The following is an 11,855-nucleotide window of genomic DNA, read 5'->3' as shown; positions in this document are numbered from 1 at the left end:
GGTCACTCTGTACTTCTTCATCTTCAAGATGGTTGGGTTGATCGTTGAAGATGAAGGTAATATTTATGCGGCTATTTTATCGTGATGTTGCACTAGCCGAACAGGTTCTCGAACGTGTCAGGTGTGGCGAGGAGGCAGTATCAAGCATAGATGAAGTGGAGAAGCGTCTTGAGCTGGAAGATTGAGATTACCGCATCGGCAGAAAAAGAGCTTGCCAAACTGGACAAGAGCAACGCGAGTACTGCTGACCGTCATCGCCCGCGAAACAGAACCTGTCAGGCGGGCGTTGTTTGTGAGGTGAACGTGACGTTTTCAGGAGCGTATCCAATTCTTAAAGGAAATAACCTATGACAACGAAAGAGAAAATAATTCAGGTTGTTGAAACGCTTCCTGCTGACGCAACGATCGAGGAGGCTATGGAGCGGCTTCTGTTTCTGGCAAAAGTTGAAAAAGGACTCCAGCAGGCCGATAACAGCGAAACTGTATCGCACATGGAGGTCAGAGAGAGGATGGGCAAGTGGCTGAAGTAAGGTGGACGCCGTAGGCTGCTGATGATCTGGAGGCGATTACAGAATTCATCGCTACGGATTCCGCCTCTTATGCGAAGCTTTTTGCTATAGACGCGCTGGCAGCCGTTGAACGGTTATCGGAGTTTCCTTATTCCGGCAGGATCGTGCCGGAACTGAACGATCCTGCCGTTCGCGAAATTCTTTTCGGAAACTATCGAATCGTTTACCGGGTGAGTGACAATCTGGTAGAGCTTCTGACGATGTACCACGGCGCTCGCGTACTTGATCCATCAGGATTAGCTGGCGACGCGGATTGAGGAGCAACCCGACCAATCTGTTTTTCTCTTTGCCGGTTACCCGCGCCCGACCTGCCGCCGCATGAGAATTTTCGGAAACGGATCAACGTCCCCGAAGCTCCCTCAGCCGAGTAATTTTGACCATCATCGCCCGCAAACCCGAAGCAGTCAGCAATTTCGTTGTTGGTGCGTTGGTAACTTAACTTTTTCAGGAACGTCCCCAAATCCCCCCCACTCAGAAATTTAAATTGTACATCCAAGATGAAGATCAATAAATGGCTCAATACGTTTAAATTGTTCCGCTGTTAAATCTGGATCAACGACAAGCCCATGGCCCAGAGTATGATTATATCCAGTGTCAACTTTTGCGACATCTTCATATTCACTATAGGAGTGATCCCATCGAAATTCTCCCGGAATACTTCTTCTGAAAATCTCCCAAAAAAATTCATCAAGCCGGAGATATAGTTCAGGATGTGCCTCGATTTTTGGCTGTTTTTCTATATCCTGCTTGTGAATCATATACGCATAAGCTCCTAAAAATCCATCAATAACTGAAATGCCAGCAGTTAGTTCAGATGCTGCCTCTGCAAAAAGTAGGCAATAAGGCTTTTCGCTAAAGCTCATAGCGTGAGCAGCAGCCTTTTGTTTATTTGGGGTTACATCATGATCAAATATGACTCCATAAGTTTCTTCTGAGCGAATTTTAAGGTGATTATAAACCTGTTCTAAACATCTATTGAATGCTGTATTTTTATCTTTACCGCGACTTATGCTTACAAGAAATTCATCACCATAACCATGAGATTGACATAACAAATCCTCTTTAATATTTGAGTTAAGAACAGCATTTCCTGTATCAATAGTCCACTTGATTTCTATATTTTGACTTAGCTTAAACTTATTACGAATTTCAATCAAAGCCTGTGATGGCTTGGAAAGGTCAGGGCAAATATATGCACCATATAACAGGCGTTTTTCGCCGTTTAAATAAACATGCGATTCATCAACAAAAGCTATTTTCATGTTTTGATATCGTTTATCAAAGCTATTTTATTTAACTATTTGCCGCCAGTATGTTTAAAAAATTCCTCTTATGAGCAAATTCAGAATAGCTACTTGGGTGCTGTGCTCATTCGTTTATACCTCATCTTCATAATCTCCACCATACGATCCCCACCAATCTTTACCAACAAAGCATTGGCGATGCCGGGAGCGCCGACGGCCTCAACTCCAACTCCGTCGAGCGCTCCCGGCAATTGCTCACGCCCCCGTAATCACCTCGCAAATCTGCTCGATCTCCTCTGCCTTCAGATACGGATGCATCGGCAGGGCGAAAACCCTTGCGCTGAAATCTTCCGTTACGGGGAAGTCGCCTGGTTTGTAGCCGAGGTTTTCGTAGGCTTTCTGGAGGTGCAGCGGGATCGGGTAGTAGATCGCCGAGGGGATGCCCGCCTCCTTCAGCGCGGCCATGAGTTTTGTGCGGTCGTCGGTGGAGTTGGCGAGTACCGAGTATTGCGCCCAGCAGGAGGTGTAGCCTTCGGGGACTTCGGGAACCTCGACGCGGCCTTTGAGGCGGGCGCTGTAGGCGTCGGCGGCGTTCTGGCGAAGCGCGAGTTCGTCGTCGAAGATGGTCAGCTTTTCGAGGATCACCGCCGCCTGGATGGTGTCGAAGCGTCCGTTGAGGCCGATGCGCACGTTGTTGTAGCGGTCGTCGCCGCCGCCGTGCACCCGGACGGAGATCAGGAGTTCCAGCAGCTCGTCGTCGTTGGTGAAGATCGCGCCGCCGTCGCCGTAGCAGCCGAGCGGCTTGGCCGGAAAGAAGGAGGTCGCGCCGACCAGGCCAAAGCTGCCCGCCTTTCTGCCGCCAACCGTGCCGCCGAAGCCCTGCGCGGCGTCTTCGAGAATCCAGAGGCCGTGCTCGGCGGCAACCGCTTCGAGGCGGTCGTAGTCGGCGGGCAGACCGAAGAGATCGACCGGAATCAGCGCCTTCGGGTTCAGCCCTTTCTGGCGAGCCTCTTCGACCGCCGCGCCGACTTTGGCCGGGTCGATGTTGAAGGTGCCGGGCAGCACATCGACGAACACCGGCGTTGCGCCCGCGAGGCTGATGACCTCGGCGGTGGCCACGAAGGTGAAGGGGGTGGTGAGCACTGCGTCGCCGGGGCCTATGCCTTTGGCCATGAGCGGAATCAGCAGCGCGTCGGTGCCGGAGGCGCACGAAACGCAGTGCTTCGTGCCGACGTACTCGGCAAGCTTTTTCTCGGCTTCGAGCACTTCCGGCCCCATGACGAACTGGGCGCTGTCGATGATCCGCTCGATGCGCTTCATGAGGTTCTCGCGGATGCGGTTTTTCTGGGTGATGAGGTCGATGAACTGCATATTATTATTGGATTTGAGTCGCGGTTCCTGAAAAAGTTCAATTTGTTATAATACGGATTCATCGCCTGAATCCCGAAAGTTCGGACAGCGACTGCGGGTGTGTCAAAAGAAAAATGAAGAAGACTCGTCATCGCGAGTCCCGACCTGTCGGGGCGTGGCGATCCATCTACAACCGCCTCCGCTGATTCTGCCTGGATTGCCACGTCGCTACGCTCCTTTCCATGAACATGTGTCAGTTTATCGCCATTTTACTTCGTTTAATGCCATTGAATAACCATCGTTGCTCTTTCGTAAGAGGACGGCCACAAGAGCCGTCCCTACAGTTATGAACGACAGATTTTGTCGAAGAAAATCATGTTCAAGGTTCGTGTGCGGTATCGACACGGATACGGGTGGCTCGCAATGACGGGAAATGCGCAAGACTTTCTGGCATTGACTTGACATCCCTCTGTTTTGCGAGGCTGGCGATTTTCTGTACTATTGGTGAGAGTTGAGGAGGTGTTACCAACCTCTCCCCGGTTTGAAAACCGGGGCAACTAAAAGTAGAATGTAAGAATGAGTGTCCGTCGGGGTGAACCCCTCCTGAATGTGGGAGCGACAGGCAACGTTGAAATTCATTACAATCTAATTGCCGAGCAGGCGCTCGGCGCTCCCAGGGAAAGCACTTCACAAGATTTCCAACCAATCGCAAAACCATCCATGAGTTCCATCTATTTCATCGGTATTGGCGGTTCGGCTATGGCTTCGGTAGCCGTGGCGCTCTCGCACATGGGCCATGCCGTTACCGGCTCGGACACGCAGCTCTATCCTCCGATGAGCACCTATCTTGAAAGCCATAACATCCGCTATTTCAACAACTTCTCGGCGGAGAACCTGAAAAGCGCGTCGCCCGATCTGGTGGTGGTTGGCAATGCGATCAGCCGAGGCAATCCCGATCTGGAGTACGCGCTCGACCGGCACATGGAGCTGATTTCGATGCCGGAGCTGGTGCGCCGCGAACTGATTGGCCGCCACACCTCGATTGTGGTGGCGGGCACGCACGGCAAGACGACGACCACCTCGCTCGCGGCGTGGCTGCTCGAAGCGGGCGGCCTCTTGCCGGGCTTCCTCATCGGCGGCATTCCGGAGAACTTCGGCGATGGCTGCCGCCCGTCGGGCCTCTCGGAGCCGGGCTTTTTCGTGACCGAGGGGGACGAGTACGACTCGGCGTTCTTCGACAAACGCAGCAAGTTCCTGCACTATCGCCCCGACATCGCTATCATCAACAATGTCGAGTTCGACCACGCGGACATCTTTGACTCGCTCGACGACATCAAGAAGAGCTTCCGCTTGCTGGTGAACCTCGTGCCGTCGAATGGCCTGCTCGTCGTCAACGGCGACGATCCGAATTCGATGGAGGTTGCCGCCAAAGCGTTCTGCCGCGTCGAGACTTTCGGCCTGAGCGGCAATGCGAACTGGACGGCGGCGGAAATCTCGGCGGATGCGGACGGCACCTCGTTCACGGTCGTGCGCGATGGCGAGGCGCTGGGCCGGGTGACAGCGCCGCTGTTTGGCAACTACAACGTGATGAATGCGCTGGCCGCGACGGCGGCGGCACTGCGCTCGGGCGTGAGCTTCGAGTCGGTCACGCGCGGCCTCGCCTCGTTCTTGCGCCCCAAGCGCCGCATGGAGCTGGTGGGCGAGTTCGCGGGCGGCCTCACGCTCATCGAGGATTTCGCGCACCACCCGACGGCCGTGCGACTCACGCTCGACGCGATTGCGGAGCGCTACCCCGGGCGAAGGATCGTGGCCTGCTTCGAGCCGCGCTCGAACACCACGACGCGCAACATCTTCCAGCGCGAGCTGGCGGAGTGCTTCAGCGGCGCGGCGCTCGTCGTGCTTGGCAAGGTGAACCGCCCGGAGCGCTATGCGCCGGAGGAGCGGCTCGACGCGGCGCAGTTGCGCCGGGAGCTGGAGGCGAAGGGCAAGCAGGTTTTCGCGGCTGGCGGCGAGGAGTATCCGCAGGATATTGTCCGGTTCATCGAAGCCGAACGGCAGCCGGGCGACGTGATCGTGCTGTTGAGTAACGGCAGTTTCAACGGTCTGAAAGCGCTGCTCATGGAAAGTTTTGAAAAAAAATCATGAAGAGTTCTCCGGCGATAGTCTATTTTTCTATCTTGTAGCCTTTCCTGGACGGCGAACGACCGGTTTATCACGCCGTCACGATCCGAAACAGAAGTAATTATCATCCGTTAAACCCATACTGAAAGACCCGTTATGGCGAAAGTAAAAATTGGCATCAATGGTTTTGGCCGCATTGGTCGTCTGGTTTTCAGACAAGCCGTTGAGAATCCCGAAATGGAGATCGTCGGCATCAACGACCTGACCGATGTGAAAACCCTTGCCCACCTCCTCAAATACGACACCTCCCACAAGAAGTTCAAAGGTGAAGTGCAGATCGAGGGCGACAACCTGGTCGTCAACGGCAGAACCATCGCCATCTGCGCGGTGAAAGATCCCGCCCAGCTCCCGTGGGCTTCGCTCGGCGCGAACATCGTCGTCGAATCGACCGGCATTTTCACCAGCCGCGAAGCCGCCTCCAAGCACATCGCCGCTGGCGCGAAGAAGGTCATCATCTCCGCCCCGGCGAAGGACAAGATCGACGCCACCATCGTGATGGGTGTGAACGACAAGAGCATCACCGGCGCTGAAGAGATCGTCTCCAACGCGAGCTGCACCACCAACTGCCTCGCTCCGATGGCCAAGGTGCTGCACGAGAACTTCGGCATCGTCAAGGGCTTCATGACCACCGTGCACGCCTACACCAACGACCAGAACATCCTCGACCTTCCGCACAAGGATCTGCGTCGCGCACGCGCTGCCGCCTGCTCGATCATCCCGACCTCGACCGGCGCGGCCAAAGCCATCGGCGAAGTGCTGCCCGAACTGGCCGGAAAGCTCGATGGCTTCGCCATGCGGGTTCCAGTGCCGGACGGCTCCGTCACCGACCTGTCGGTCATCGTCGAGAAGACCGCCACCAAGGAGGCGATCAACGCCGCCATGAAGGCCGCCGCCGAGGGCGACATGAAGGGCATCCTCGAATACAACGTCGATCCCATCGTCTCGTCGGACATCGTCGGCAACGCCCACTCCTGCATCTTCGACTCGCCGCTCACCATGAGCTCCGGCACCATGGTCAAGATCGTCGGCTGGTACGACAACGAACTCGGCTACGCCACCCGCGTGGTTGACCTCCTCGGCATCTACTCGAATTTCGTGTAAACTCTGGTTCCGCGGAAATTTTGCAAAAAGGGCTGCCTGAAAAGGCGGCCCTTTTGCGTTGGAGGTGGCGAGTGCACAGGGCAATAAGAGGAACGCCCCCCCCTTCCCGGATTTTGCCGTGACAGAGTAATGTCTTATTATTGAGCTACATTCCAGAGGCAGGCAAAACCTTAATGTTCACGCCTATGACCAGCACCATCGACAAGCCTGCGAAGGCTATTATCCTCTATGACAGCATGTCCGTCGGCGGTTCTGCGGACAGGCTGATCGACTCTATGGGCAAAAATCTCGCTGAAGCCGGAGCGTATGTGGAAAAAGCCCGCTGCAAAACCAACGCGGATTACCGCTTCGTCGAGGAGTTCGACCTCGTGCTTCTCGGCGCGCCGATCTACTATCTGCTCGTTGCCTCGAAGCTCAGCGGCTCGCTCTCGCAGAGCAACCTGAGAGCTGCGCTCAAAGGCAAGAAGGTGGCGCTCTTCGTCATCTGCGGCAGTCCCGAACCGATGGCGCAGTTCCTCTACCTGCCACAGCTCAAAATGCATCTCGACAACCCGGTGATCCTTGCTGAAAAAGCGTTCTCGCCCGCAGAGACCAGCGATTCGAAAGCAATTGCGGAGTTCACTCAGAACATACTCGATGCCTACGGCAAGGCCAACTGATTCAACAAAACCTATTCTATGACGACCGACAACGAACGCCAGATGAGAGCCATCATCCTCTATGACAGCCGCTCCACCGGCGGCTCAACCGACAGACTGATCGACTCGATTGGCCAGCAGCTCGCCGAAAGCGGAGCCTATGTCGAAAAAGCCCGATGCAAGGCGACCGCCGACTACAGCTTTGTCAGCGAGTTCGATGTGGTGATCCTTGGCGCTCCCGTCTATTACCTGGTCGTCTCTTCGCAACTGCTCGGCGCTTTGGTGCAGAGCAACCTCAAACGCTACCTGCGCAACAAGAATATCGCCCTCTTCGTAACCTGCGGAAGCCCGGAACCGATGGCTCAGACGCTTTACCTGCCGCAGCTCAAGATTCATCTGATTCGCAACCGGATTCTTGCTGAAAAGGTGATCGCCCCGCATCAGATCGACGACGAGGAGATTATCGCCGACTTCGTGGATGAGATCGACGAGGGATTTCGCCGGTCGAACAGGCCTCGCTTCGGCTTTCGCGCCAGCAAGCTTCAGTGGAGCAGCGAAGCGCTTGAGATCATCGGCCAGATGCCGCCGTTCTTCGCCGACAAGATCAAGGCCGCCCTTGCTGTCTATGCCGAGGCGAATGGCATCACCTGCATCACGCCAGAGGTGCTCGACGTGGCCCGTTCCAGCTCCATGGGCATGTGAGCTGGAAACCTACCGGCCATTCAAATGAAAAGAGGCTGTTCCGGAAGCAAATCCAGGACAGCCTTTTTTGTTTTCCCTCAAGCGAGTATCATGAGCTATAAGCTTTTGCAAAGCAATGTTATAGCAGGAGTGTCGAATTCAACAAAATGAGCGTTTCTGATCCAATGTGTTGTTCAGAAAGCGCCAGTGAGTTTTTGTCACGTTCATTTTCGGTAATGCTCAGACCAATAATCAGGACAGCGAGGAGAGGCGCGATGGATATTCAGGGCACTCAATCAGCGATGATTTCCAAATCCCACGAGAGCTTGCATCCCGACGCTTTAAGCATAGCAGCCACGCTGCAATATTTGTTCATCGAAAGCCCGGTGGCTTTGTCGAACTCCGCTTGGCTGCAATTGGAGCTGCGCAGCTTGAACCTGACGTGAATTGACGTAAAAACCTTCGGATGCTTTTCGGCGCGTTCGGCGTCGAGGTCGGCATCGAGCGCGATTACCTCCTTTCTCATTTTTCCGAGAATCGAGATGATGTCCATCATTGAACAGGCGGCCAGAGACTGGAGCATGATGGACATCGGCGAGGCGTACATGGCGGGATTCGACGGATCGAGCGTCGCGTCGAAAAAGGTTCGCTGCCCCTTCTCGTTGAGCGCGACGAGCGGCAGATTTCTGTCGAAAGAGACGGTTGCGTGCATGAGCCTGACGGAAAATTACGTTGACAAAAGATAAAGTCAAACCGAGTGAAGCGGCTGTTTCAGATACCGCGCCGCCCCGAAAAAAGTTCGGCCTGCGCCGCGATACCCGCTTAAAACCGGAAGAGCTTGAGCGAGGCGAACAGTTCATCGTAGCTTTTGCCGGAGCCGGACAGACTCCAGGCGCGGGCGTAGCCGAACGAGAGGGTGGAGTCGAGCAGGTAGAAGTTTTTCAGGTAGAAATTGACCTGGCCGCCGAGGTTGACGAAGCTGCTCGCCTCGCCATCGGCGCTGCTTGCCAGTCCTTGCGAAAAGAGCGTCACGTCGGCTTTGGAGAGATAGTGCGTTCCGGCAGCCTGTTGCAGGGCTATCGGTGGAAAGCGGTTCTCGATGCCGACCTTTACGTAGCGATCCGCCGGAAAGACGCGGTACGACAGGCCCGGAAAGCTTTCGGCGTTGCGGTATCCTGCGGGATGATCGTGCTCGACGATGCGGTTGCCAAACCCTCCGAACCAGAACGTGCCCGCGTCGAAGCGATCGCCCCACGAGTGACCGGCGGCCACCTGAAGCCGCACGACCTGATGCGGCTGGAGCACCATTCGCAGCAAAGCAGCCTCGCCGCTGGCCACCCGCCTGCCCGAAGAGGCGTGGCGCGTCGGCTGGCGGTTCTCGATGGCGACCTGCCACTGATACCCCTCTTCGTCATCGGTCGAGCCGATGCTCTTGCGCAGGTGCTGGCCGGTGACCTTTGTGCCGCAGGTGAGGATGGTTTCATCGGTGGCGAAACTGCCTCCTTCGGAAATTTCGTTGCCCAGCCCGACGTAAAAAAGCTGATCGAGCGTCGATGGACGATCATACACCCACCACGTGCGGTATTCCGCTTTGGCGCCCCACCCGTCGCTCTGCATCGAGCGGTGGTTGAGGAGGTCGTAAAAAGTCGCCGGAGTTCGCGAGAGTTCGAGTTTGAACAGGTCGCGATACTCGTAGCTCATCGCGAAGTGCCACTCCGAGTCGGCGAACGAGTAGCCCGGCTGAAGAGTCAGGCGATGGTAGCGAAGCGGATCGGTCAGTTCGGCATAAACGCCATAGACCAGCGTGCCTTGAAAAGCGTTGACCACCGGCGCGAGCGAGTTGAGCTGCAAGCTCGAAAAGCCGTGATAGCGCTGCTCGGCGGAGAGTGGAGTAAAAGGAGGAGTAATTTCGGCCATGCGCCATGAGCGCAGTTCCGGATAGCGCTCGACCACCGCCTGACCGAAGAACCGGATCGCCGGGAGGTCGCTGACCGGGCGCTCCGGCATCGCCACCGGCGTGAACCCTTCGGAGGTGTACTCGAAGCAAAAGAGCGAATCGGCGGAGAGCGCCACGGGATGAAACAGGCCGGTCACGCTGTTGGAAAGCGCTTCGGCATCCGGCCGGGCGAGCTGGCGGCGAAAGATGTTGGAGACGCCGCTCACGGTGGCGTTCCAGCAGATCGCCGAGCCATCGACGCTCCACGAGGGGTGCTCCGGGTTTCCCTGGTCGGTAGCCGTCTCGTACAGCACTCGTCCCCCCCTTTCCAGCCGGACGAGGTCGATGAGGATGATCGCCTGACGCCCGTCCGCGCGATGCAGGGTTGCGGCCATCGTCTTGCCGTCGGGGCTGATTTCGGGATGGGCCAGCACCTCGCCCGCGCCCAACCCGGTCACCACGCGCAGCTTGCGGTAGGGGTAGCGCGACACGGCCAGCACCGCCCGCCCGTTGCGCACGGCCACGCCCCAGAGCGCGCGATCCACCGGATTGAGAGTCATGTTGCCGAGCCGGACGTCGCGCAAGAGCAGCTTCTTTTTGCCGCTCTCGACGGCGACGGCCCAGAGGTCGCGATAGCCGCGATCGTTGTGGGTCGTGAAAAAAAAGAGGCCGTGCTCGCGGTCGAAAGCGGTCGATGCGACGCCGACCAGTTGCGGAGTCGGCAGCGAAGCGACCGGCACGCACTCGCCGGTCGCGAGGTCAAGCTTTTCGATACGCGCCAGGGCGTGCGGTTTGTGCGAAGCGTAGAACATCCAGCGGCCCGAAGCGTCGCGATACGCCTTGCTCACCCAGCCTTTCGGCGCGGCGAGCCTGCGGGTTTGCGTCACCGGATGGCGGCGGATTCGGGCGATATTCTCCTGCTGGAAGCGCCGTTCGTCACGGTAAAACGCCGCCCACGCCTCGTCCAGCCCGCAGCCGTACACCTGCCGGAAAGCATCCTCGTACCCGATGCAACAGCCCGGCTGACCCGGCTCGACGCGATACCACGCCAGGAGCTTGTCGAGTCCGCGCGTCAGCGCAAGCCAGCTCGCGAATCGAGCGCCGTAAAAATAGACCGTGCTGCCAAGCAGGAACGAATCGTCGTCCTCGAAATCGAGTTGCGACTTACCCATGAACGCCCGCTTCTCATTGACGAGCGTCCGGAAATACATTTCGTCGAAACTGCCGAGCACGCGCCCGTAACCGCCGTTCATCCAGGTCTCCATGAACACGGCGATCCCCTCCTGATGCCAGGTCGGCGTGTAACGCCCGGCGCTGGTGAGGAGCGAAAACGGCGCGGTCAGCGGTTCGCGCTGCGACGGCTCGACCTTGCCCAACAGAGAGCGGAGCGTACCGCCAGCGCCGCCTTGCCGGTCGCCTGCGACGATGTGCGTCATCTCATGGCTGATGATCCACCGGAGCTGGTAGTCGAAGCGGATGAACTCGTAATCGGTATCGAACGGCGCAATATCGATGGTAATCCGGTTGTGCGGCAACACCGACGCGCTGGCCGTGCCGGTATCGCGACTGTCTTTGAGAACGATGGTGATGATTTCGGAGGGGACGTAATCGAAGACGCGGCTCAGGAGCGCAAGCGATGTTTCGGCATAGACAATGACTTCGGGAACGAGAGCGCGATGCCGCTCTTTGCAGAGAATGCGGAAATGATCGTTTTTAACGGAATACCACTCCGCCGCCATCAGCCCGACAGGATCGAACGACAAAAAAATCGCTGTCGCGACAAAGCAGGCAAGCAATACTTTATGCAACCTTGACAACAAACCAGCCATAGAAATAAGACGGAAAGAAACGAAAAACCGATGAAGAAAAAGCGATCCGGCGATTAACCGTAAATCAATGACGCGTCAAGAAAAAGTATAAAAAAACCGGGCCGGTATTTGCCAGAAAACTTGCGCTGGCATCATACCGGCCCGAACTGCATCCGAATCCCGGAGCGTCGTTCACCATCTCCGGCATCGGCTGAAAAGCTCTTTTAACTACCGGTTGAACGGCAGCAACCGCCAAGCTCGTTCAGTTCGGCCTCCGACGACGTGCCACGACGACCGCCAAGCTCGTTCAGTTCGGCTTCCGACGAGGTGCCACGACGACCGCCAAG

The 11,855-nt window shown here is 56.7% G+C and carries 11 protein-coding genes; 7 read left to right on the top strand and 4 right to left on the bottom strand.

The window, feature by feature from the left end:
* Positions 1–168 precede the first annotated feature (168 nt).
* From EST62_RS04090 to EST62_RS13955, 3 genes are read left to right on the top strand one after another with little or no spacing between them, the layout of a single operon-like run.
* On the top strand, positions 169–351 hold the full coding sequence (locus EST62_RS04090; RefSeq protein WP_129050837.1) for a type II toxin-antitoxin system RelE/ParE family toxin: 183 nt from the start codon (positions 169–171) through the stop codon (positions 349–351).
* The gene (locus tag EST62_RS04085; RefSeq protein ID WP_129050836.1) at positions 348–530 is read left to right on the top strand and encodes a hypothetical protein; all 183 of its coding nucleotides are present in this window, start codon (positions 348–350) and stop codon (positions 528–530) included. The genes EST62_RS04090 and EST62_RS04085 overlap by 4 nt, the downstream gene beginning before the upstream one ends.
* Positions 531–556: 26 nt before the next feature.
* Positions 557–826 carry a type II toxin-antitoxin system RelE/ParE family toxin gene (locus tag EST62_RS13955; protein WP_129050838.1) on the top strand — a complete coding sequence of 90 codons (270 nt, stop codon included), beginning with the start codon at positions 557–559 and terminating at the stop codon, positions 824–826.
* A 222-nt stretch (positions 827–1,048) separates the two neighbouring features.
* Here EST62_RS13955 and EST62_RS04075 read toward each other — a convergent pair whose 3' ends face one another.
* Both EST62_RS04075 and EST62_RS04070 read right to left on the bottom strand, forming a co-directional pair.
* A complete protein-coding gene (locus EST62_RS04075; RefSeq protein WP_129050835.1) occupies positions 1,049–1,831 on the bottom strand; it encodes a hypothetical protein in 783 nt (260 codons plus the stop codon).
* A gap of 237 nt (positions 1,832–2,068) precedes the next feature.
* Positions 2,069–3,184: a DegT/DnrJ/EryC1/StrS aminotransferase family protein gene (locus EST62_RS04070; protein WP_129050834.1), complete on the bottom strand. Its 1,116-nt coding sequence runs from the start codon at positions 3,182–3,184 to the stop codon at positions 2,069–2,071.
* A 699-nt stretch (positions 3,185–3,883) separates the two neighbouring features.
* Between EST62_RS04070 and mpl the strand changes: the two genes are divergently transcribed.
* From mpl to EST62_RS04045, 4 genes are all read left to right on the top strand, one after another.
* Positions 3,884–5,308, top strand: a complete 1,425-nt coding sequence (gene mpl / locus EST62_RS04065) for a UDP-N-acetylmuramate:L-alanyl-gamma-D-glutamyl-meso-diaminopimelate ligase (protein WP_129050833.1) — start codon at positions 3,884–3,886, stop codon at positions 5,306–5,308.
* Positions 5,309–5,440: 132 nt separating this feature from the next.
* Positions 5,441–6,445, top strand: a complete 1,005-nt coding sequence (gap, locus tag EST62_RS04060; protein WP_129050832.1) for a type I glyceraldehyde-3-phosphate dehydrogenase — start codon at positions 5,441–5,443, stop codon at positions 6,443–6,445.
* Positions 6,446–6,630: 185 nt separating this feature from the next.
* Positions 6,631–7,104, top strand: a complete 474-nt coding sequence (locus EST62_RS04050; protein WP_129050831.1) for a flavodoxin domain-containing protein — start codon at positions 6,631–6,633, stop codon at positions 7,102–7,104.
* A gap of 18 nt (positions 7,105–7,122) precedes the next feature.
* The gene (locus tag EST62_RS04045; protein ID WP_129050830.1) at positions 7,123–7,785 is read left to right on the top strand and encodes a flavodoxin domain-containing protein; all 663 of its coding nucleotides are present in this window, start codon (positions 7,123–7,125) and stop codon (positions 7,783–7,785) included.
* A gap of 271 nt (positions 7,786–8,056) precedes the next feature.
* Here the strand turns inward: EST62_RS04045 and EST62_RS04040 are convergent, their stop codons facing one another.
* On the bottom strand, positions 8,057–8,476 hold the full coding sequence (locus EST62_RS04040) for an OsmC family protein (protein ID WP_129050829.1): 420 nt from the start codon (positions 8,474–8,476) through the stop codon (positions 8,057–8,059).
* Positions 8,477–8,586: 110 nt separating this feature from the next.
* Positions 8,587–11,463, bottom strand: coding sequence for a hypothetical protein (locus EST62_RS04035; RefSeq protein ID WP_129050828.1), 2,877 nt, complete (start codon positions 11,461–11,463; stop codon positions 8,587–8,589).
* Between the last annotated feature and the right edge of the window lie 392 nt (positions 11,464–11,855).

Source organism: Chlorobaculum sp. 24CR, assembly GCF_004118635.1.
Classification (GTDB): domain Bacteria; phylum Bacteroidota; class Chlorobiia; order Chlorobiales; family Chlorobiaceae; genus Chlorobaculum.
The sequence above is the reverse complement of the archived record's forward strand: the minus strand, read 5'-3'. Positions and strand labels throughout refer to the sequence as shown.

Excerpts from the sequence above, each read along its gene's own strand:
- EST62_RS04085 (WP_129050836.1), top strand. The coding sequence starts at position 348 with ATGACAACGAAAGAGAAAATAATTCAGGTTGTTGAAACGCTTCCTGCT.
- EST62_RS04075 (WP_129050835.1), bottom strand. The coding sequence starts at position 1,831 with ATGAAAATAGCTTTTGTTGATGAATCGCATGTTTATTTAAACGGCGAA.
- EST62_RS04070 (WP_129050834.1), bottom strand. The coding sequence starts at position 3,184 with ATGCAGTTCATCGACCTCATCACCCAGAAAAACCGCATCCGCGAGAAC.
- mpl (WP_129050833.1), top strand. The coding sequence starts at position 3,884 with ATGAGTTCCATCTATTTCATCGGTATTGGCGGTTCGGCTATGGCTTCG.
- gap (WP_129050832.1), top strand. The coding sequence starts at position 5,441 with ATGGCGAAAGTAAAAATTGGCATCAATGGTTTTGGCCGCATTGGTCGT.
- EST62_RS04050 (WP_129050831.1), top strand. The coding sequence starts at position 6,631 with ATGACCAGCACCATCGACAAGCCTGCGAAGGCTATTATCCTCTATGAC.
- EST62_RS04045 (WP_129050830.1), top strand. The coding sequence starts at position 7,123 with ATGACGACCGACAACGAACGCCAGATGAGAGCCATCATCCTCTATGAC.
- EST62_RS04040 (WP_129050829.1), bottom strand. The coding sequence starts at position 8,476 with ATGCACGCAACCGTCTCTTTCGACAGAAATCTGCCGCTCGTCGCGCTC.